Source organism: Rhodanobacteraceae bacterium (assembly GCA_024234055.1).
GTDB lineage: Bacteria > Pseudomonadota > Gammaproteobacteria > Xanthomonadales > SZUA-5 > JADKFD01.
The window spans coordinates 97,338-118,397 of sequence record JACKOW010000013.1 but is presented as its reverse complement, the minus strand read 5'-3'; the positions used below and the strand labels follow the sequence as shown (position 1 = coordinate 118,397).

General features: G+C 64.4%; 15 protein-coding genes. 8 read left to right on the top strand and 7 right to left on the bottom strand.

Annotated features, from left to right (window positions below; all coding sequences use genetic code 11):
• Nucleotides 1–258 precede the first annotated feature (258 nt).
• The 5 genes from H7A19_17355 (at nucleotide 259) to preA (ending at nucleotide 6,727) form a co-directional block, all read left to right on the top strand.
• A complete protein-coding gene (locus tag H7A19_17355; protein MCP5476601.1) occupies nucleotides 259–1,794 on the top strand; it encodes a CoA-acylating methylmalonate-semialdehyde dehydrogenase in 1,536 nt (511 codons plus the stop codon).
• 171 nt (nucleotides 1,795–1,965) lie between these two features.
• Nucleotides 1,966–3,222 (top strand): Zn-dependent hydrolase, encoded by a 1,257-nt coding sequence (locus tag H7A19_17350; GenBank protein MCP5476600.1) that lies wholly within the window; start codon nucleotides 1,966–1,968, stop codon nucleotides 3,220–3,222.
• Nucleotides 3,223–3,530: 308 nt separating this feature from the next.
• Nucleotides 3,531–4,865: an NAD(P)-dependent oxidoreductase gene (locus H7A19_17345; protein ID MCP5476599.1), complete on the top strand. Its 1,335-nt coding sequence runs from the start codon at nucleotides 3,531–3,533 to the stop codon at nucleotides 4,863–4,865.
• Nucleotides 4,866–4,957: 92 nt separating this feature from the next.
• On the top strand, nucleotides 4,958–5,371 hold the full coding sequence (locus tag H7A19_17340) for a GxxExxY protein (protein MCP5476598.1): 414 nt from the start codon (nucleotides 4,958–4,960) through the stop codon (nucleotides 5,369–5,371).
• 84 nt (nucleotides 5,372–5,455) lie between these two features.
• Entirely contained in the window at nucleotides 5,456–6,727 is a 1,272-nt protein-coding gene (gene preA, locus H7A19_17335; protein ID MCP5476597.1) for an NAD-dependent dihydropyrimidine dehydrogenase subunit PreA, read from the top strand.
• A 161-nt stretch (nucleotides 6,728–6,888) separates the two neighbouring features.
• On the opposite strand, the gene H7A19_17330 is transcribed toward preA, so the two are convergent.
• From H7A19_17330 to H7A19_17320, 3 genes are all read right to left on the bottom strand, one after another.
• On the bottom strand, nucleotides 6,889–7,344 hold the full coding sequence (locus H7A19_17330) for an Hpt domain-containing protein (GenBank protein MCP5476596.1): 456 nt from the start codon (nucleotides 7,342–7,344) through the stop codon (nucleotides 6,889–6,891).
• 231 nt (nucleotides 7,345–7,575) lie between these two features.
• Nucleotides 7,576–7,977: a hypothetical protein gene (locus tag H7A19_17325; GenBank protein MCP5476595.1), complete on the bottom strand. Its 402-nt coding sequence runs from the start codon at nucleotides 7,975–7,977 to the stop codon at nucleotides 7,576–7,578.
• Between the two features lie 81 nt (nucleotides 7,978–8,058).
• The gene (locus H7A19_17320) at nucleotides 8,059–9,876 is read right to left on the bottom strand and encodes a DUF885 domain-containing protein (GenBank protein ID MCP5476594.1); all 1,818 of its coding nucleotides are present in this window, start codon (nucleotides 9,874–9,876) and stop codon (nucleotides 8,059–8,061) included.
• 351 nt (nucleotides 9,877–10,227) lie between these two features.
• On the opposite strand from H7A19_17320, the gene H7A19_17315 reads away from it, so the two are divergent.
• The 3 genes from H7A19_17315 (at nucleotide 10,228) to H7A19_17305 (ending at nucleotide 14,582) form a co-directional block, all read left to right on the top strand.
• Nucleotides 10,228–11,688: an NCS1 family nucleobase:cation symporter-1 gene (locus H7A19_17315; protein ID MCP5476593.1), complete on the top strand. Its 1,461-nt coding sequence runs from the start codon at nucleotides 10,228–10,230 to the stop codon at nucleotides 11,686–11,688.
• Between the two features lie 213 nt (nucleotides 11,689–11,901).
• Complete coding sequence (gene hydA / locus H7A19_17310) at nucleotides 11,902–13,317, top strand: dihydropyrimidinase (protein MCP5476592.1); 1,416 nt, start codon at nucleotides 11,902–11,904, stop codon at nucleotides 13,315–13,317.
• 110 nt (nucleotides 13,318–13,427) lie between these two features.
• A complete protein-coding gene (locus H7A19_17305) occupies nucleotides 13,428–14,582 on the top strand; it encodes an FAD-dependent oxidoreductase (GenBank protein ID MCP5476591.1) in 1,155 nt (384 codons plus the stop codon).
• A 289-nt stretch (nucleotides 14,583–14,871) separates the two neighbouring features.
• Here H7A19_17305 and H7A19_17300 read toward each other — a convergent pair whose 3' ends face one another.
• The 4 genes from H7A19_17300 to H7A19_17285 form a co-directional block, all read right to left on the bottom strand.
• The gene (locus H7A19_17300; GenBank protein MCP5476590.1) at nucleotides 14,872–16,134 is read right to left on the bottom strand and encodes a TPM domain-containing protein; all 1,263 of its coding nucleotides are present in this window, start codon (nucleotides 16,132–16,134) and stop codon (nucleotides 14,872–14,874) included.
• A gap of 741 nt (nucleotides 16,135–16,875) precedes the next feature.
• Nucleotides 16,876–17,574, bottom strand: coding sequence for a hypothetical protein (locus H7A19_17295; GenBank protein ID MCP5476589.1), 699 nt, complete (start codon nucleotides 17,572–17,574; stop codon nucleotides 16,876–16,878).
• 71 nt (nucleotides 17,575–17,645) lie between these two features.
• Nucleotides 17,646–19,649 (bottom strand): ATP-grasp domain-containing protein, encoded by a 2,004-nt coding sequence (locus tag H7A19_17290; GenBank protein MCP5476588.1) that lies wholly within the window; start codon nucleotides 19,647–19,649, stop codon nucleotides 17,646–17,648.
• Nucleotides 19,650–20,102: 453 nt separating this feature from the next.
• Nucleotides 20,103–20,888: an enoyl-CoA hydratase/isomerase family protein gene (locus tag H7A19_17285; protein MCP5476587.1), complete on the bottom strand. Its 786-nt coding sequence runs from the start codon at nucleotides 20,886–20,888 to the stop codon at nucleotides 20,103–20,105.
• Between the last annotated feature and the right edge of the window lie 172 nt (nucleotides 20,889–21,060).

The following is a 21,060-nucleotide window of genomic DNA, read 5'->3' as shown; positions in this document are numbered from 1 at the left end:
TACGTTAATACATTGATATATAAGTATTTAAAACAAGGGTCAAGGGGCAGGGGGCAGGGGTCCAGCCTCGTCGCATGATATGACCGTGCCGCGACGTGGGTCCCCCGCCCCCTGCACCCTGTTTGATGCGCGAATGCGCGCACCGCCCGGGGCGACCGGGACTCCCGCCGAGTAGCGACAACCGCAGCCGCCAGTGCCAAGGACTCTCGCTCTGATGTAGGCTCGTCACCACTTTGTGACAGCTGGAAGGCGCAGGCCATGAGTGCGGTACGCAGCAACCAGGACACGGATGATTCCACCCAGCCCAGCTGGATCGCGCATTATGTCAACGGCAGCCGGGTAGCCCAGGCGTCAGGACGCACCGGTGCGGTCTACAACCCGGCCACCGGCGTGCAGACCGGTGTGCTGCCACTCGCCGATCGTGCCCAGGTAGATGCTGCGGTTGCCGCGGCGCTGGCGGCCTTCCCGGCCTGGGCGGCGACGCCGCCGCAGAAGCGCGCGCGGGTGATGTTCAAGCTGCGCGATATCCTCGAAGCCAATGCCGATGTGCTGGCCGCGCAGATCACCGCCGAGCACGGCAAGACCCACAGCGATGCCCTCGGTGAAGTGGCTCGTGGACTGGAAGTGGTCGAGTTCGCCTGCGGCATTCCGCATCTGCTGAAGGGCGAAACCACCGAGAATGTGTCGGCGCAGGTGGACGCCTATTCGATGCGTCAGCCGCTGGGCGTCGTTGCCGGCATCACCCCCTTCAACTTCCCGGCGATGGTGCCGATGTGGATGTTTCCCATCGCCATCGCCTGCGGCAACACCTTCGTGCTGAAACCGTCGGAGCGCGATCCTTCGTCCTCGCTGCTGCTGGCTGACTGGCTGGCCCAGGCCGGCTTGCCGCCGGGCGTGTTCAATGTGGTGCATGGCGACAAGGTGGCGGTCGATGCGCTGCTGGAACACCCGGATGTGCGCGCCGTCAGTTTCGTCGGTTCGACACCGATTGCGAAATACATCTACGAGACCGGCGCCCGCCACGGCAAGCGCGTGCAGGCGCTGGGTGGCGCCAAGAACCATATGGTGGTCATGCCCGACGCTGATCTGGATCAGGCCGCCGATGCGCTGATGGGCGCGGGCTACGGTTCCGCCGGCGAGCGCTGCATGGCGATTTCGGTGGCGGTGGCGGTGGGAGACGAGACCGCCGATGCCCTGATCGCACGTTTGTCGCCGCGCGTGCAGGCCCTGAAGATCGGCCCGGGCGACGCGCCGGGCATGGACATGGGGCCGCTGATCACCGCGCAGCATCGAGATCGCGTACGCGGCTATGTCGATCTGGGCGTGGCTGAAGGCGCAGAACTGGCCGTGGACGGTCGTGATCGAGCCATTCCCGATGCCGGCGACGGCTATTTCCTGGGCGGTTGTCTGTTCGATCACGTCAAGCCGGAGATGCGCATCTACCGCGAAGAGATCTTCGGCCCGGTGCTGGTGGTGGTGCGCGTGGCCAGCTACGAGGAAGCGCTGGCGCTGGTCAACAACCACGAATACGGCAACGGCACCGCGATCTTCACCCGCGATGGCGATGCCGCCCGCGACTACGTCAATCGGGTGCAGGTCGGCATGGTCGGCGTCAACGTGCCGATTCCGGTGCCCAGCGCCTTCCACAGTTTCGGCGGCTGGAAGGCCTCGCTGTTCGGCGATCACCACGTCTACGGCCCCGAAGGCGTGCGTTTCTACACCCGCCTGAAAGCTGTTACGACGCGCTGGCCGACCAGCATCCGGGCGGGTGCGCAGTTCGTGATGCCGCATTAGGAGCAGTGAAACGTAAAACGTAAAACGTCAACTGGAAGCGTCGACGTTTTGCAACTTGGGTGGGTGTCGACGGGCCGGGTCTGAAGCGTTGACCGTCAATCAGCCAAATTGACGTTTTACGTTTCCCGTTTTACTCATTGAGTAGCAGTTTCGGTGCCCACAGGAGGGTGCATGAACGCCGTATTGAAACCGCAAGACCAACCGCTCGCCATCAACGGCCAGCGTCTGTGGGACAGCCTGATGGAAATGGCGAAGATCGGGGCCACGGCGAAGGGTGGGGTCTGCCGGCTGGCGCTGACCGATCTCGACCGTGAGGGCCGCGATCTGTTCGTGCGCTGGGCCCGGGAGGCCGGCTGCACTATCACCGTGGATCAGATGGGCAACGTGTTCGCCCGACGCGCCGGCAAGGACAACAGCCTGACGCCCGTGGTGACCGGTTCGCATGCCGATTCTCAGCCCACTGGCGGTCGCTTCGACGGCATCTACGGCGTGCTCGGCGGGCTGGAGGTGATCCGCAGCCTCAACGATCACGGCGTCGAGACCGACCGGCCTGTCGAAGTGGTGATCTGGACCAATGAGGAAGGTTCACGCTTTGCGCCGGCGATGGTCGCCTCGGGTGTCTTTGCCGGTGTGTTCACCCTGGAATACGGATTGTCGCGCGCCGATGTCGATGGCAAGACCATGGGCGAGGAACTGGCGCGCATCGGTTATGCCGGCGATCAGCCCATGGGCAAACCGATTCACGCTGCCTTCGAGTTGCACATCGAGCAGGGCCCGATCCTGGAAACCGAGGGCGTGACCATCGGCGTGGTCACCCATGCCCAGGGCCAGCGCTGGTACGAGGTGGTGTTCACCGGTCAGGAATCACACGCCGGCCCCACACCGATGCCACGCCGCCGCGACGCGCTGCTCGGCGCTGCCCGGGTGATCGATCTGGTCAATCAGATCGGCCACGCCCACGCGCCCTACGCCTGCGCCACGGTCGGCATGCTGCAAGTGCATCCGAATTCGCGCAATGTGATCCCGGGCCGGGTGTTCTTCACCGTGGATCTGCGCCATCCGGACGATGCGGTGCTGTCGCAGATGGACGCTGAACTGCGCGCCGGCATCGACCGCATCGCGGCCCACAGCAAGGTCGAGGTGAGCAAGCTCGAACAGATCTTCTACTACGCCCCGGTGCCCTTCGACAGCGACTGCGTGAACTCGGTGCGTGCGGCTGCCGAACGCTTCGGCTACAGCCACCGCGACATCGTCTCCGGCGCCGGCCACGACGCCTGCTATCTGGCCCAGGTCGCGCCCACCTCGATGGTCTTCGTGCCCTGCGTCGGCGGCATCAGCCACAACGAAATCGAAGACGCCAAGCCCGAATGGATCGAAGCCGGCTGCAATGTGCTGCTGCATGCGATGCTGGGACGGGCATCAAGGTAGTTGGTCGCCCGACCAGAAAGACGGACGCGAAGGACGCGAAGGAACAGCAGAAAGGACGCGAAGGGATCAGATCAGATGTGGACTCGCCTGCCCGTGCAAATGAATTCCGGGATGACTCATGTGCGGCAGGTCGCGCAGGTCCTGCTCCTGTCGGTCTCTGAATGCGAGCCGAGGTTCGAGCAACCGAAGTCATTCCGATGACCTCTTCCTGACCTTTCTGCTGTTCCTTCGCGTCCTTCGCGTCCAGCGCTCTTGCATCAAGTTGACGACATGATTTGGCCATTACAAGAAGACCAGCGGGAACCACGATGACACGACTGACTCACGGCGATATCCAGGCGGGCAGGCTCAGTGCCGAGGCGCTGGCGGAGAACTTTGCTGATGTGGCGCCGCCGCTGGATCGGCAGCAGGCCTTGCTCGCGGCGCAGCGCTGTTTCTATTGCTACGACGCGCCCTGCACCACGGCCTGTCCAACCGGCATCGATATCCCGAGCTTCATCAAGCGCATCAGCACCGACAATCTCAAGGGCGCGGCCACCGACATCCTCTCAGCCAATATCCTCGGCGGCTCCTGCGCCCGGGTCTGCCCCACCGAAGTGCTGTGCGAAGGCGCCTGCGTGCGCAATGTCGATGACCACAAGCCGGTGCAGATCGGCGCGCTGCAACGCTACGCCACCGACTGGGTCTATCGCGACGGCGCACGGCTGTTCAGCCGCAAACCTGATACCGGCAAACGCATTGCCGTGGTCGGTGCCGGGCCGGCGGGCCTGAGCTGCGCCCATGCACTCGCGCGCGAAGGCCATGAAGTGGTGATCTTCGAAGCCCGCGCCAAAGCCGGCGGTCTCAACGAATACGGCATCGCCGCCTACAAGGTGCCGGACTTCGCCCAGGCCGAGATCGACTGGTTGCTGTCCATTGGCGGCATCAGCGTGCAACCCGGCTACACCCTGGGCATCAATCTGGACCTGCCGCAACTGCGCGAGAACTTCCATGCCGTGTTCCTGGGTCTGGGCCTGGGCGCCGTCAACGCGCTGGGCATTCCCGGCGAAGACCTGCCCGGCGTGCGCGACGCGGTGGAGTTCATCGCCGAATTGCGCCAGTGCCCGGATCTGGCCAGGCTGCCGGTGGGTCGCCGAGTGGTCGTGATCGGGGGCGGCAACACCGCCATCGATGCCGCCATCCAGAGCCGTCGCCTGGGTGCCGAAGAAGTCACGCTGGTCTACCGCCGTGGACCCGAGTCCATGAGTGCCACCGTGCTCGAACAGGCTTTCGCCCGCGACGAGGGCGTGCGCATCGTGCATTGGGCCCGGCCGATGGCCGTGCAGGCGCATGAAGGCAGCGTGTCTGGCGTCGAGTTCGAGTACACCGAAGTCGACAGCAACGGTCGCCTGCAAGGCACCGGCGAGACCTTTGCGCTGGCCGCCGACAGCGTGCTCAAGGCCATCGGTCAGGCCTTCGCGCCAGGCCCCAACGCCCCTGCCCTGCGCCACGGCCGCATCGCGGTAGACGCCGAGTTCCACACCACCATCGAACGCGTCTGGGCCGGCGGCGACTGCGTCGGCGGCAAACTCGATCTCACCGTCCAGGCCGTCGAAGACGGCAAACGCGCAGCCGCGTCGATCCACCAGGAACTCAGTCGCTAGGGTGTGGGCAGGAGCGGGACGCGAAGGACGCGAAGGAAAAGCAGCAAGGACGCGAAGATTTTCAGGCTGCATTCGGAGCTCCGTCATGCGACATGGCAGCTTGGCGTTTCAGGAGAGGGACTTGTCAGGTGGATCAGGAGTCGTGTTCGAATCAGATCATTGGCGCGGCCATCGAAGTGCATCGGACCTTGGGGCCGGGTCTGCTCGAGTCGGCATACGAAATGGCGTTGGCTCACCAGCTTCGACTGGATGGGCTGCGCGTGTTGCGACAACCGCAGCTGGCGGTCAATTACAAGGGCATCGAACTTCCAGATGCCTACCGGATCGACCTTCTGGTCGAGGATCTCGTGGTCGTGGAGGTCAAGTCGATCGACAAACTCCAGAGCATTCATACGGCACAACTGCTGACTTACCTGCGATTCTCGGGAAAGCATCTAGGTCTGCTGTTCAATTTCAATACTGCTGCCCTGCGCCATGGCATGCAGCGTGTAGTTCACTATCCATGATTCCTTCGCGACCTTTCTGCTTTTCCTTTGCGTCCTTTGCGTCCCACTCTTCTCGCAAGGACCCGACAATGTTTGGAGCGTGCCGTGGCTGACCTGTCCAGCAACTTCGTAGGTATCCGTTCGCCCAATCCCTTCTGGCTGGCCTCGGCGCCGCCGACGGACAAGGCTTACAACGTCAATCGTGCCTTCGAGGCGGGTTGGGGCGGGGTGGTGTGGAAAACCCTCGGCATCGATCCGCCGGTGGTCAATGTCAGCTCGCGCTATGGCGCGGTCAAGCTCAATGGCCAGCGTATTGCCGGGCTCAACAACATCGAGCTGATCACCGATCGGCCGCTGGCAGTCAATCTCAAGGAAATCGCCGAGATCAAGCGCTTGTGGCCGGATCGGGCCATGGTGGTGTCACTGATGGTGCCCTGCGACGAGGCCTCGTGGAAGTACATCCTGCCGATGGTCGAAGACACCGGCGCCGACGCCGTGGAACTGAACTTCGGCTGCCCGCACGGTATGAGCGAGCGCGGCATGGGCTCGGCGGTCGGGCAGGTTCCCGAGTACGTGGAGATGGTGGCGCGCTGGGTCAAGCAGCACTCGCGTCTGCCCTGCATCGTCAAGCTCACGCCGAACATCACCGACATCCGCACCTCGGCGCGGGCCGCCTTCCGCGGCGGCGCCGATGCGGTGTCGCTGATCAACACCATCAACTCGATCACGTCCGTGGATCTGGACCTGATGGCACCGACCCCGACGGTCGACGGCAAGGGCACGCACGGCGGCTATTGCGGTCCGGCGGTGCGGCCGATCGCGCTGAACATGGTCGCCGAAATTGCTCGCGACGCGGAAACCCGCGGCAAGCCGATCAGCGGCATCGGCGGCATCGGTACATGGCGCGATGCTGCCGAATTCATGGCGCTCGGCTGCGGCACGGTGCAGGTCTGCACCGCCGCCATGCATTACGGCTTCCGCATCGTCGACGACATGATCGACGGACTGAACCACTGGATGGACGCCAAGGGCTACGCGCGCCTCAGTGATTTCGTCGGCAAGGCGGTGCCGAACGTCACCGACTGGCAGTTCCTGAACATGAAATACGACATCAAGGCCCGCATCGACCAGGACAAGTGCGTGAAATGCGGGCTTTGCCACATCGCCTGCGAAGACACCTCGCACCAGGCCATCACCAAGGAAAAGGACGGCCTGCGCTTCTTTGAAGTCGTCGACGAGGAATGCGTGGGCTGCAATCTGTGCATGCACGTCTGCCCGGTCGATGGCTGCATCACCATGGAGCGCGTGGACGACGGTGGCTACAGCAACTGGACCACCCACCCAAACAATCCGATGCGCAAGGTGGAGGCGGGCTAACCTCAAGCACCTGCCGGCCGTTGCCTTGGAGAGCGCCGCGGCGCCGCTTCGCGCGTACCAGAAGACGAAGAGCCGCTCCGAGCCTGTGCCCTACGCCAAGCGTTGCGGCTGAAGCCGCTCCCACAGGGGCCAGGTTCAAAGCCCGCGGGCAGTGTCGAACCTCAAGCCAGCAAACGCTGCGCCCGATTGGCCACGGCGCGCGCCTGGGGCGGCGGCGCGCGGCCATCGCGGATGGCGATGGCATAGGCCGGCAGCAGGGCGATGGCCTGGTCGACGGTGACGATCATCGCCGGCGTCACCTTCAGCTGTTGCTCCATCAGCCGGATCATCAGTTGTTCCAGATGCCGACAGAAGTCGCCAAGATCATTCGCACCCACCAGCAGCGCCGAACCCTTGATGGTGTGAAAGCCACGCCGCAGATTCTTCAGCGCGTTCTGGTCGGCGCTATTGACGCGCCAGATGACGAAGGCGCTGTTCAGCGTTTCGCCGACGTCGTCCAATTCTGCGAAGAACACCTCACGCAGCTCGGGGTCGAAATCGTCATTGGCAGAACTGGCCCGGCCAAAGCCGAGCATGGCGGCAAGTCTGCGCAGCTGCAATGTGAACCATGCGAACACGCGGTGCGAGGCTACCGAAGGGCAGGTGACCCCTCGGATGCTATGCGTTTTCAGCATCCCGCGCACAGCTCGCAGTTAGCGGACCCACGGGACAGCGCACGGCTCTACATTATTTGACCGAAATTGCCGATTTCCAGCCGGCACCCGACCATGGCGGCGGCTTGGCGGTGGCCGGATTCTCGGCCGGGGGAGCCTGCGCGCTTGCCGGCCGCGTATGAGTTCGACCGCATTTCAGAGTTCCGCTGCTGGCAGATCGTCCATGTGAGTCAAAGGCTGACCCAGGCAGATGCGATAACCGTCGGGGTCGGTCAATTCAAATTCGGCCATGCCGTACGGCATGCGCTCCAGTCGCCGGGTGACGATGCCGTGGGCGCTGAATGCGGCATATATCTCGCGAAAGCCGGCGCCTTCCCGGCGCAGGTACAGATCCCAATCATAAGGATGGGTGGAGCGCGGTGCAGGTGACCCCTTGCGCAGCATCAGTTCGACCGCCGCATGTCTCAGGATGGCGAACTCGTGCGGGGGCGAAGACGGAAACGGATCACCCACAAAGGCCAGATAGCCCCGGTACCACGCCATGGATCTTGCCACGTCGGTCACCCGCAGCAGCGCGATGGCCTGAGTCAATGCCAAGATTGGCCTCCTGGAAAACGGTCAATGCGCGCCATCGTCGAACAGGGCTCCAGTTCCATGTCGTCGCCGTGTCCCCGCTGGCTACCGTATGGCCTCATCCAGCATCAACTGCCGCACGAAGCGCACCGGTGGTGCGCCGTAGGCGAGCACGCGGTCATGGTAAGCCTTGAGCTTGAAAGCCTCGCCCTCGCGGGCCATGACTGCGCGGCGGGTTTCGAAATGCTCCTGCACGCCAACGAAATAGGTGGGCAGTTGGGCGCTGGTGAGCTGCACGCGCACCCACTTGCCGGCGGCTTCGCGTTCCTGCTGGAAGGTGCGGCGCACCATCAGATCCATGGCCTGCTCGCGGGTCCAGTTGTCGACATGCACGCCCTGATCGAGGATGGCGTTGGCGACGGCGCGCAGATAGAACTTGTAGCGCATCAGCTTGAACAGCGGATCGTGGTCGAGGTAGCCCTGTTCCATCATGACTTCTTCGGTGTACACCGCCCAACCTTCTGCAAACATGCCCGAGCGCAGCACGCCGCGCAGCATCGACGGGTGCTTGGCCGAGTGTGCGCCCTCGACATAGTGGCCGGGCATGGCTTCGTGGATGGTCAGCAGGTGCAGCATGCGCGTGTTGTATTCGCGCAGGAAGGAATCGACCTGGGCATCGCTCCAGTCTTCCGGAATCGGTGAGACCGCGTAGAAGGTGTCGAGATGCTTGTCCAGTGGCCCTGGTGAATCGCAGTAGGCCACCGAGACACCGCGCTGGAACTCGGGCATCAGGATGATCTTGACCGGTGCATCGGGCAGCGTGACCAGATCCTTCTCGCGGGTGAAGCGGGTGGCTTCTTCCAGGGTGGACTCAACGGTGGCGACCACCTGATCGCGTGCCGGCTTGTCGGCATAGGCCAGTTCCAGTGCCGCCTCGATGGCCGCCTGCTGCTGCGCTTCATCGGGGCTTTCAGGCAGGGTCGGAGCCTCCGGGCGATCGGCCAGTACCTCGCGGGCGATCTGATACATCTGCTCGCGCACGCGGGTGATCTCGGCCTCGGCGCGCTGGCCGATGTCGGCACGCGACAATTCCGAGTTCAGGGCAAACCGGAGTTTGGCGTCATACAGCGCCTGGCCGATGCGGAAATCGCCCTCGGCTTTGGGCACCAGCTCTTGATCGATCCAGGTCTGCTGTTCGGCCACGGAAGTGCGCAGCGTGGCGATGGCGGCATCCAGGCGCTGTCTGGACTCGGCATCCAGCGCCTCCGCCGCCGGCAGCACCATCTCGTCGATCAGGCTGAGGACGCCGGCATGCTGTCTGGACACGGTTTCGGCGTGCACCTTCGGCACCCTTTTGGGATCGAGGTTTTCGCGCATCTGAGCGTACAGCCGGGGCAGCTTCTCGATGCGCAGGGTGACATTGGCCAGGCGCTCGCTGACGGGCGCGAAATCGCGCGCCATCAGACTGTAGATGGCGCCGCCCGCCGCCTGCGAATAGACCTGCGGATCCCAGGCCCACTCCTGCGAGGTGTTCAGGCCCCACAGATCGTATTCGAGCTGGTTGCGCAGGATCAGCGCATCGACCTGGTTTTCACGCGACAGCGCCGTGCTGTCGATCGCGCTCAGTTCGGTCAGCAGTTTCTGGCTGAATTCCGCGGCGGCACGGCGGCCGTCGGCACTCAGGTCGTCAATATCGCCATCGAAACGATGATCGCCGATGGCCGTGGCGTAGAGCGGACTCAGGCGCATGCGGCCGTCCACCCAGCGTGCAGAGAGCTCGGTAAAGCGGGCATCACTCTGCGCCTCTGCGGTCACCGAGACCGGCGCCTGTGCCGCTGGGCTTCCCTCGGGGGATCTATCAGGCTGATCGCATGAGGCCAGCGTCAGAGTGACCGCAATGGCGGCAGGAATTCTAAATCGCATGGGGAATCCTGATGATCGGAAGAGGGGGAGTGTGAAAACCGAAACCGCGAATCAGCTGTTGTACTGCCGAAGGGCTATGGCTGGAAAGTGATTCTTCCAAGTATCGACAAGCGACTGGCCAGTTCTTCCTCGGTTGTTGCCGTGATCCATATGTGCGCAAGGTATACCCGCTTGGAGTCAGCTGCCAACAGGCTCTGGCGAGACCGCGAAGAGCGAGGTCGCTTTCATCCCGCTGATACCAGGTGATGGAATGCCCGCCGAGCCCCTCTCCTGAAATTCGTTCTTCGGTGCGCAAAACTTGTGTATAGATTCGTCATCAAGATACCGCGTCGAGCACAGGTGGCCCTAACCATGATCAGCCCCAGCGCACCCACCAAGATCCTCGGTACCTCGGATCTGATCAATTCCGATCTGCTGCCAAGCACGCCGGATCAGCGCACCTGGGACTGGAAGGCCATCGCCGCGCTGTGGGTGGGCATGGTGGTCTGCGTGCCCGCCTACATGCTGGCGGCGGGCATGGTCAGCGAGGGCATGAGCTGGGGCCAGGCGGTCGGCACCATCCTGCTGGCAAACCTGATCGTGCTGGTGCCGATGCTGCTGATCGGGCATGCCGGTGCCAAACACGGCATCCCGTTTCCGGTGCTGCTGCGCGCCAGCTTCGGCACCCGCGGCGCCAAGCTGCCGGCGGTGCTGCGTGGTCTGGTCGCCTGTGGTTGGTTCGGGATCCAGACCTGGGTGGGTGGCGCGGCGATCTACACCATCCTCAATGTGGTGACCGGCGACGCCATCGTCGGCGACAAGCTGCCGCTGCTCGGCATCGATCTGGGTCAGACCCTGAGTTTCCTGGCCTTCTGGGCGCTGCACGTGGTGTTCATCCGCTACGGCACCGAGTCGATCCGCTGGCTGGAACTGCTGGCGGCACCCTTGCTGATCCTGATGTGTCTGGCGCTGCTGGGCTGGGCCTATGTGCAGGCCGATGGCTTCGGGCCGATGCTGTCCACGCCCTCCCGCTTTGCCGAAGGCGGCGACCGCGCAGGCCAGTTTGCCTCGGTGTTCTGGCCCTCGCTGACGGCCATGGTCGGCTTCTGGGCCACGCTGGCGCTGAACATTCCGGACTTCACCCGCTATGCCAAGAGCCAGCGCGACCAGATCATCGGTCAGGCGCTGGGACTGCCGCTGCCAATGGCCCTGCTGGCTTTTGTCGGCGTCGCCGTGACCTCGGCGACGGTGATCATCTATGGCGAAGCGATCTGGGATCCGGTGGCGCTGACCGGGCGCATGGGCGGATCGGCGGTCGTGGTGGCCTTGTTGGCCTTGTTGCTGGCCACGCTGACGACCAACCTCGCCGCCAACGTCGTGGCCCCGGCCAACGGTTTCTCGAATCTGGCGCCGGAGAAGATCTCCTTTCGCATGGGCGGCTACATCACCGCCGGCATCGGCATCGCCATCTTCCCGTGGAAGCTGCTGGAGTCGACCGGCGCCTACATCTTCACCTGGTTGATCGGTTATTCGGCGCTGCTGGGGCCGATCGCCGGCATCATGCTGGCCGACTATTTCCTGATCCGCCGAACCGAGCTGGATGTGGCCGCGCTGTTCCGTCATGAAGGCGAATACAGCTATCGCGGCGGCTGGAATCCAGCAGCGGTGATCGCATTGGTGCTCGGCGTGCTCCCCAATCTGCCGGGCTTCCTGCAGGCCGCGGGTTTCGTCAGCGGCGTGCCGGACCTGCTCAATGCGATCTATACCTACGCCTGGTTTGTCGGCCTGCTGGTGGCGGGAGCGGTGTATCTGCTGTTGATGCGCAAGCGCTGAGGGGCGTTGCTGGTTGTGGGTTGTGGGTTGTCGGTTGTCGGTTGTCGGTTGTCAGTTGTTGGTGCCGCCGTAGGTCCACACAAGTCTGGACCCACAGAAGCGCAGAAGCGCAGAGGCTGTCCATGAAATCCCGGGGCCGTCGATTCGCTTTTGACCTGCACTGGCGATTGGTCGTAGCGTAGGGCTTTCTCGCTGCAGATTTCGGAGCCTGTCATGTCGTCCACTCTCATTCGCGGCGGTACCGTTGTCGATGCCGATACCCAATGGCGCGCCGATGTCTTGATAGCCGAAGGCAAGATCGCGGCGGTGGGTGAGGGGCTGGAGGCCCCGGCCGGTGCGACGGTGATCGATGCTGGCGGGCGCCTGGTGATGCCGGGTGGCATCGATCCGCACACGCATATGCAACTGCCGTTCATGGGCACGGTCGCCAGCGATGATTTCTATACGGGCACCGCGGCAGGTCTGGCCGGTGGCACCACCAGCATCATCGATTTCGTGATTCCGGACCCGCAGCAATCGCTGATGGAGGCTTTCCAGACCTGGCGTGGCTGGGCTGAAAAGGCCTCTGCCGATTACGGCTTCCATGTGGCGATCACCTGGTGGGATGAATCGGTCTACCGAGATATGGGCACGCTGGCCCAGGAGCACGGGGTAGCCAGCTTCAAGCACTTCATGGCTTACAAGAACGCCATCATGTGCGATGACGAGGCCTTGGTGTCCAGCTTCAGCCGCTGCCTCGAACTGGGTGCGCTGCCGACCGTCCATGCGGAGAACGGCGAACTGGTGTTCCGGCTGCAGAAGCAGCTGGTCGAGCAGGGCATTACCGGCCCCGAGGGGCATCCGTTGTCACGGCCACCGGCGGTGGAAGGGGAGGCCGCCAACCGCGCGATCCGCATCGCCGAGGTGCTGGGCACCTCGCTGTATGTGGTGCATGTCTCGGCCGAAGATGCGCTGGAAGCCATTGCGCGGGCGCGCGGCGAGGGTCAGCGGGTGTTCGGCGAGGTGCTGGCCGGGCATCTGCTGATCGATGATTCGGTTTATCGCAATCCCGATTTCACCTTTGCCGCCGGCCATGTGATGAGCCCGCCTTTCCGCCCCAAACATCATCAGGACGCACTGTGGGCCGGCTTGCAGGCTGGTCATCTGCATACCACCGCCACCGATCACTGCTGCTTCTGCGCGCCGCAGAAGGCGGCCGGCAAGGACAATTTCACGCTGATTCCGAATGGTTGCGCCGGCATCGAGGACCGCATGTCGCTGCTGTGGCACTACGGCGTCGGCACTGGTCGTCTGACCCCGAGCGAGTTCGTACGCGTGACCTCGGCCAATGCCGCACAGATCTTCGGCTTGTATCCGCGCAAGGGCTCGATGCGGGTGGGTGCCGACGCTGATCTGGTGATCTGGGATGCCCAGGCTAGCCGCACCATCTCGGCGGCGACGCATCATCAGAACATCGACTTCAATGTCTTCGAGGGCCGCACGGTCACCGGCGTGGCCACCCACACCTTCACCCGCGGCCAGCTGGCCTGGGTCGACGGCGATCTGCGTGCCGAGCGCGGCGCCGGGCGCTATCTGCATCGCAATACCCATGCCCCGTACTTCGAGGCCAATGCCCGCCGCCGCGCCTGATGGTGGCAGTCAGCTTGCGGGCTTGGCGCGCTGCATGACAGGACTGGGTTGGGGCGCAGGCTCGCAACTCGCTGCGAGACTCAGGTGAGTCATGGAGATGGAGATCGGGAATGGGTGGTGCGCGATTCGATGTGGCGGTGATCGGTGCCGGCGTATTTGGCGCCTGGATTGCCTGGCATCAGGTGCGTGCCGGGCGTCGCGTGCTGCTGATCGATCAACACGGGCCGGCCAACACGCGGGCAAGCTCCGGCGGCGAGAGCCGGGTCATCCGTTGTGCCTACGGGCCGGATGCGCTGTACACGCGCATGGCCCGGCAGTCACTGACGCAGTGGCGTGAGCTCTTCGATCAGATCGCCCGGCCGGAGCTGTTCCAGCCTACCGGCGTGCTGTGGATGGCGATGCGTGGGCAGGCGGCCGCAGAGCAATCGGTGGCCGCGCTGGTCGATGCCGGTGTCAATCACGACGTGCTGGATGCGGCCGCGTTGCGCGCTCGCTATCCGCAGATTCAGGTGCCTGATCAGGGCTGGGCCATCTTCGAGCCGCACAGCGGCGCGCTGCTGGCGCGACGGGCGGTGCAGGCGGTGGTGGCCGATGCCTGTGCCCGCGGTGCGGTGTACCGCCGTGATCAGGTCTTGCCGCTCACGGCAGCAAGCTGCGCAGCTGGATTGATCACCCGCAGCGGTGCCCGTTTCGAAGCTGAGCAGATCGTGTACGCCTGCGGACCCTGGCTGGACCAGGTGCTGCCCGAGGCCATGGCCGGCCGCTTGTTCGTGACTCGACAGGAGGTCCATTACTTCGGGATACCCGCTGACGAGTCCCGATTCGGGCCCGCGCAGCTACCCACCTGGATGGATTTCGATGGCGAGTGGTACGGCATGCCCGATCTGGAATCGCGCGGCTTCAAGCTGGCCTGCGACCGCCACGGGCCGTTGGTCGATCCGGAGTGCCAGGAGCGTACACCTACACCCGAGGGCATCGACTCGGCACGCGCCTTTCTGGCCAGGCGCTTCCCGGCCTTGGCCAATGCGCCCTTGCTGGGTACCGAGGTCTGCCAATACGAGAACAGCAGCAACGGCGACTTCGTCATCGACCGCCACCCTGGGCTTGAACACGTATGGCTGGCTGGCGGCGGTTCCGGCCACGGCTTCAAGCACGGGCCGGCAGTGGGCGAGTACCTGCAGCGCTTGATGGCCGGCGAGATCGACCCCGAGCCGCGCTTCAGCCTGGCCAGCAAGTCCACGACTCAGCAGCGCGCCGTGCATTGAGCTTCTGCCGGCATCACCCCGAAAAACGAGTTTCGTGTAGGAGCGCCCTTGCGTCGCGACTGCCGCCAAAAGCCGGACGCAAAGATCACGAAGGAAAAGCAGAAAGGTCGCGAAGAAGAGCTAATTCAGAATTGCCTTTGCTGTTCTTCGTGTTCTTTCTGCTTTTCCTTTGCGTCCTTCGCGTCCTGCGTCTGGCTGCGGTTCGCGGCAGTCCCCAGTCTTCGCGATGGCAGCGAAGCGCGGGCCGCGACGCAAGGTCGCTCCTGCGGCGGCGAGCCTGTGGAGCTTCCTACCAGCTGCCGCTGGCGCCGCCGCCGCTGCTGCTGCCGCCGCCCCAGCTGCTGGAGCTGCTGCTGGAACTGCCGAAGCTGCTGCTGTTGTCGGATGGCGGCGGGAGAACCGGCAGCACCCTCTGTTCGGTACGAACGTGATGGCAGTTCTGACAGGTCTCGGTGATCTGCGCGAGACCGGTGGAATAACGCGTGGGGCTGCTGATGGTCCTCGATACCTGTGAGACCGCGCGTGAACCACAGGCGCCGCAGTTGCTGTACCGGGAGAACCAGGCGCGGCGGGCGAGCTTGTCCACTCGGCTGCAGCGGGGACAGACCCAGACCCTGTAATCCACACTGCGCAGCTTCTCTTCGGTGAGTTCGGCCGGCTGCAGATGGGCGTCGTCCTCGGTTTCCGACAGCAGTTGCATGGTGGCCTCGCAGGCGCGGCAGCGCCGCGCCATCCAGCGCCCGCCGCTGAACCACCAGAGCACACGGAGCAATCGTGACAGCAGCCAGTAGACGGCCCAGGCACCGGCCGCCAGCAGGCTCAGCACCAGAGCCAGGACGCCTGGCCGCAGCGGCGATTTCTCCGTGCTCTCCGTTGGTGTCGGCCGCGGTTGGGGCTTCCACGCCGAGAGATCAATCGCTTGCGGTTCGGCTTGAGTCTCGAAACCGCGGCTCTCAGCCAGGTCGGTACTGGCCTCGGTCGGCGATGCTGCCAAGGCCGATGGTGAGTCGGCCGCAGGTGCCATCAAGGCGGCCACATCGGTGGGCTGCTCGGCTGGCCGCGACAGATCAATGGCGTAAACCCGTTGCAGCAGTTCGGTGGCGCCAGCGACCAGTCCCTGATCATAGTCGCCCGCACGGAAACGCGGCACCATGGCGCTGTCCATCACCGCCTGGGCGTGACTGCGGTTTGCCGCATTGTCGATGCCCTTGCCGAGCACGATCTCGGCCTTGCGATCCTGGCGGGCCAGCAGGATCAGACTGCCATCGTTGCGCTGGCGGTCGCCCACACCCCAGCGATTGAAGATCTCGGTCGCCGCCTGCCGTGGGTTCTGGTCGCCGGTACTGGCGACAACGACGATCGCCAGTTGGCCACGACCGGCCTGGTCCAGCCGAGTTGCCAGTCGGTCGAGTTCGGCGCGGGTGTCGGCTGCCAGCAATTGTCCGGCATCCGACACATGGCTGGCCGGCAGCGGCGAGGGCAGGGATGGCAGATTTTGCGCAGTGGCAGGCTGCAGCCACGCAGTCAGGGCAAGGCAGAAAACGATGCGCATCTTCCGGGGTCTCGCAGACAGATTTCGCGAGCATAGCGCCATCACGGCGGGCCGATGGCGAGTCCCCTGTTTCGACCCGACACTGATCACAGGCCATGAACCGCACGCGGTAGGAGCGCCCTCGCGGCGCGACCGACTGCGCGACAATCCTGTCCTGAGGCAGGTCGCGGTCAGAAGCCGGACGCAGAGCACGCAAAGGAAAAGCAGAGAGCACATGAAGAAGAGCATTCAGAGCTTCGCTGCGCGGTGAAGCGACACAGCCCAGTGAGCCGCTGCAGGGGTCATCTCGCGGTGCACATCGTCGGCTGTCTCCCCGTCACACGAGCAGCAGGCTGGCCCGGAGGACGTCCATGATGGTGGCGCTGTGGGAGCGGCTTCAGCCGCGATCCGGGAACTTGGAGTCAGTAGCCTGGATCGATCGCGGACGGAGTCCACTCTCACAGGTTCATGGCCGGTGTGCAGTTTCAGGCCGAAAAAGATGACTCTCCATGAACCCATATCGCAAGTTGTTGATGTGTCATTGCGAGGAGCGCAGCGACGAAGCAATCCAGGGTAGCGCCGCACGCCCCTGGATTGCTTCCCCCGGATCAAGTCCGGGGTCGCAATGACGCCGGGGGATCATGGCTCGTGGGCAGTTTCAGGCCGAAGCAGGTGGCTCGCAATGACACATCAACAACCTGGGACCTGGACTCGTCAGTCCGGCCGCTCGGGGTTCCCGCGGCATAGCCATCTGGACTGACACTACGGCGCCGGCTTCATCCACTCATCAATGCGCTTGCTCGTGGCGGCATCCACGCGTCGCAAGGACATCCATGGTGGACCGCGCAGATCGTGCTGTTCGAGTGTTGCCCGAATCTCCTCGCTGCTGCCAAAGACAAAGACCGAGAACTCGCTGCCATAGGCTCGACGGCTGCCATCCGGATTGCGGTCATGCTTGTCCACCCAACCGGGAATGGCGCCATCGATGATCCGATGCGCCGTGGTCTTGGGATCGATCTGTCGCAGGATCAGCGCATCATCGACGAACTCGTAGGCGATCAGCACATAGCCGCGGGGTGTGCTGGCCGGGTTGGTTCCCGCGCTCTTGTCCGGATGCTCCAGGGCCGCGATGTAGGACTGCTGGTCGCTGTGGGCGATCCCCAGTGCCATATCGTCCTCGATGTCATCGACATCGGCCTTGAGCTGACCGTTCTCGTCTTTCTCCAGGCTGATCGTGTGCCAGTGCGCGCAGTCGCTGCTGACGCGCAGGTACTGCTCGCCCTCGCCCGACCCGGGATTCTGCAGATCCTGCACCCGCCAGTCGCCGACCAGATCGGTATCGCAGGCGGCCAGCGGCCAGCTGGGGGGCGACTGGAACTGCACCGACTCGCAAGCAGTGAGCAGCGCAGCCAGCGCCAGCGTCATTCCGATGGTGCGGCAGATTCTCGGCCCTTGATTCATCGGCATGACTCCGTTGGCATGGGAAGACGCGATCGATGCAGCTAACGGATCGAGGCAGGCGCCGGGGACGATCAGGGCGTTGCCAGCTTGACCAGGACCACGTCGGCTTCGACAAAGTCTCCGGCGCTGGCCCTGATCTCGGCAATGGTGCCGGCGCGCGGAGCCTTCAGCGTGATCTCCATCTTCATCGCTTCCATCACCATCAGCTCCTGGCCTTCGCTGACCTCGGCGTCAGGCTCCACACGCACCGCGACGATCCGGCCCGGCATCGGCGAGCGCACTACATCGCCGGCGCTGGCGGCGCTGGCTTCGAAAGCGAAGGGATGACGCAGGCCCAGTACCCAGCGACGCTCGCCATTGTGGGCCATGTAGCCGCCCGGCAAGGCCAGCACGCGCAGCCGCGTCGCCCGTTGGCCGATCAGTACATCGACGCTGTCAGCGCTGCTGCGGGCGCCGCGCAGTTCCAGGCGCTGGCCGCCCACATCGAGCGTGTAGTTGCCGTCATGGCCATGCACCGAGACTTCGATCAGCTGATCGCGATGCAGGAAATGCTTCAGGCGCTTGCCCGGATGGCCGTGGCGCCAGCCATCGGCGATGGCCCAGGGCGTGTACGGATCGGTGCCGGTGCGCGCCGCCGCTGCAGCTGCGGCCTCTTCATCGAGCAGCGCGCGCGCGCAGATTGCCGCCAGCACGTCCGCGGGCACGTCGTCGGCCGCCGGCATGACCTCGGCCAGATGACGATCCAGATAGCCGGTGTCGATGCTGGCTTCGACCACCGCCGGGTGCCGGCTCAGACGTTCCAGAAAATCGATGTTGCTCTTGGGGCCGACCACCACCGACTGCGCCAGGGCCTCGCGCAGCAGCGCCAGGGCCTCGCCACGATCGGCCTCGTGCACGATCAGCTTGGCGATCATCGGGTCGTAATGCACGCTGACCGTATCGCCCTCGATCACCCCGGAGTCGATGCGCACGCGAGCGTCGGTTTGCGGCAGGTGCAGCAGTTCGAGTTTGCCGCTGCCGGGCAGAAAGCCCTGTTCCGGATCCTCGGCGTACAGGCGCACCTCGATGGCGTGGCCGCGCGTCGGCACCGGGCGTACCGGCACCAGATCAGCGAGCTTGGCGCCGGCGGCGATCTGCAGCTGCAGTTCGACCAGATCCAGTCCGGTGACCATCTCGGTCACCGGATGCTCCACCTGCAATCGGGTGTTGATCTCCATGAAATAGAAATCGCCGGCGGGGCCGACGATGAACTCGACCGTGCCGGCATTGGCGTAGTCGATGGCCTTGCCGGCCTGGATGGCGGCGGCGCCCATGGCTGCGCGCAGCTCGGGGGTGACGAAAGGCGAGGGCGATTCTTCGATGACCTTCTGATAGCGCCGCTGGGCCGAGCACTCGCGCTCATTGAGGTGGATGACCTCGCCCGCATGGTCGCCGAAGATCTGGATCTCGATATGGCGCGGGCGCTCGACATAGCGCTCCAGCAGCACCCGATCCTTGCCGAAGGCGCCGCGCGCCTCGCGCTGGCAGGATTCCAGTGCGGCCTGAAATTCGGCTGCGGCGCGGACCACACGCATGCCCTTGCCGCCGCCGCCGTGGGCGGCCTTGATCATCAGCGGGAAACCCACGCGCTCGGCTTCGCGCGCGAGCAACGAGGTGTCCTGATCTTCGCCCGTGTAGCCCGGCACCACCGGCACGCCGGCCGCGCTCATCAGGTTCTTGGCACCGGCCTTGCTGCCCATCTTGCGCATCGAGGTGGCGCTGGGGCCAACCCAGACCAGTCCGGCCGAGACCACGGCATCGGCAAATTCGGCGTTCTCGCTGAGGAATCCGAAGCCCGGATGGATGGCCTGGGCACCGGTAGCCAGCGCAGCCTCGATGATCCGGTCTCCGCGCAAGTAAGAATCCGCCGGCGCCGATCCACCGATCCAGCGACCTTCGTCGGCCAGGCGCACATGTTGCGCACGCGCATCGGCATCGGAATAGACCGCGACCGTGGCAATGCCCAGATGGCGGCAGGTGCGCTGGATACGACAGGCAATCTCACCGCGATTGGCAATCAGGAGCTTGGAAAACATGCGGGGGTCCATGCAGCGGGAAAAGGGGAAATGGGAAAAGGAAAAAGGGGTCAGCCAAGGGCAGGTGTGTAGTTTTGCAGAATAGGCCGTCGATTGCCGGGGTTTGCGACTGGCTCTGATCGGCGATGCGACGATCATGCCCTGGGGCAAGTCGTGACCAGAAGCCGGACGCAGAGAACGCAAGGGACGAGCAGAGAGAACACGAAGAAGGCTTTTGTGGGTCCAGACGTGTCTGGACGCTCCTGGCTTCGTGCAGAAAAAGCGTCCAGACGAGTCTGGACCTACAGAAGCCCGAGACTGGCGTCGGCCGCTGTGGAGGGCGCCGCGCTGCGGCGCCGCTTCGCGTGTGCCGGAGTATCAAGAGCGGCCGCGCAGGCGCGCGTCCCTCCACACAGCCGCTTTGCGCCCGCTCTTCCCTTTTCCTTTTCCCCTTTTCCTTTTTCCCCGCTCCAATCACAGCCAGTTCGGCGGTCGCTTCTCGAGAAAGGCGCTGAGGCCCTCCTGGCCTTCCAGCGACACCCGCAGGCGGGCAATCAGCGCGGCGGTTTGCTCGTCGAGTTTGCGTTGGGCTGGTTCGTCGCGGCCGAAGATGCCTTCGACCAGTCGCTTGGCCACCAGTGCCGAGGTCGGGCCGGCTTTGAGCAGGGCGTCGAGTTCGTTGGCCACCATGGGATCGAGGTCATCGGCGGCCACCACCTCGTGCACCAGTCCCATGCTCAGGGCTCGACTGGCATCGAAGATGGCGCCGCTCTGGAACCAGCGCCGGGCGTGGCGCGCGCTGATGGCGGCGACGACATAGGGCGAGATCACCGCCGGCACCAGGCCGAGTTTGCTCTCGGTCAGGCCGAATTTGGCCTGTTCCACACAGATGGCGACGTCGCAGCAGGCAATCAGGCCGACACCGCCGCCGAAAGCTGAACCCTGCACCCGGGCGATCGTCGGCTTGGGCAGATAGGCGAGGGTGCGCATCAGATCCGCCAGTTTCAGCGCATCGGCATGGTTCTCGGCCTCGCTGTAGGCAGCCATGGCGCGCATCCAGTTGAGATCGGCGCCGGCGGAAAAGGATTTGCCGGTGCCGGTGAGCACCACTGCCCGCACTTCCGGATCGGCGCCGACCCGCGTCAGCGCGGCGGTCAGTTCCGCGATCAACTCGGCGTTGAAGGCGTTGTGGACATCGGGACGGTTCATGGTCAGCGTGGCGACCCGTCCGGACAAGGCAAGTTGAACCATTGCCGTCATACCTGGCTTTCCCCTGATGAGCTCTGACCAAGTCTAGCCCGCATTTCCCGGACCTGCGCGGGCCGGTGGGGTCAAGAAGCTGGAACGCGGAGAACGCAGAGAATCGCAAAGAACGCAGAGAAAGCCCTTCCAGCATTTCTTGGCCGTTCTCTGCGTCCTCTCTGCTTTTCCT

What these genes read in the sequence shown, in the direction of transcription:
- H7A19_17300 (MCP5476590.1), bottom strand. Translation starts at nt 16,134, where the DNA reads ATGCGCATCGTTTTCTGCCTTGCCCTGACTGCGTGGCTGCAGCCTGCC.
- H7A19_17355 (MCP5476601.1), top strand. Translation starts at nt 259, where the DNA reads ATGAGTGCGGTACGCAGCAACCAGGACACGGATGATTCCACCCAGCCC.
- H7A19_17350 (MCP5476600.1), top strand. Translation starts at nt 1,966, where the DNA reads ATGAACGCCGTATTGAAACCGCAAGACCAACCGCTCGCCATCAACGGC.
- H7A19_17290 (MCP5476588.1), bottom strand. Translation starts at nt 19,649, where the DNA reads ATGTTTTCCAAGCTCCTGATTGCCAATCGCGGTGAGATTGCCTGTCGT.
- H7A19_17285 (MCP5476587.1), bottom strand. Translation starts at nt 20,888, where the DNA reads ATGACGGCAATGGTTCAACTTGCCTTGTCCGGACGGGTCGCCACGCTG.
- hydA (MCP5476592.1), top strand. Translation starts at nt 11,902, where the DNA reads ATGTCGTCCACTCTCATTCGCGGCGGTACCGTTGTCGATGCCGATACC.
- H7A19_17295 (MCP5476589.1), bottom strand. Translation starts at nt 17,574, where the DNA reads ATGAATCAAGGGCCGAGAATCTGCCGCACCATCGGAATGACGCTGGCG.
- H7A19_17345 (MCP5476599.1), top strand. Translation starts at nt 3,531, where the DNA reads ATGACACGACTGACTCACGGCGATATCCAGGCGGGCAGGCTCAGTGCC.
- H7A19_17305 (MCP5476591.1), top strand. Translation starts at nt 13,428, where the DNA reads ATGGGTGGTGCGCGATTCGATGTGGCGGTGATCGGTGCCGGCGTATTT.
- H7A19_17315 (MCP5476593.1), top strand. Translation starts at nt 10,228, where the DNA reads ATGATCAGCCCCAGCGCACCCACCAAGATCCTCGGTACCTCGGATCTG.
- H7A19_17320 (MCP5476594.1), bottom strand. Translation starts at nt 9,876, where the DNA reads ATGCGATTTAGAATTCCTGCCGCCATTGCGGTCACTCTGACGCTGGCC.
- H7A19_17340 (MCP5476598.1), top strand. Translation starts at nt 4,958, where the DNA reads ATGGCAGCTTGGCGTTTCAGGAGAGGGACTTGTCAGGTGGATCAGGAG.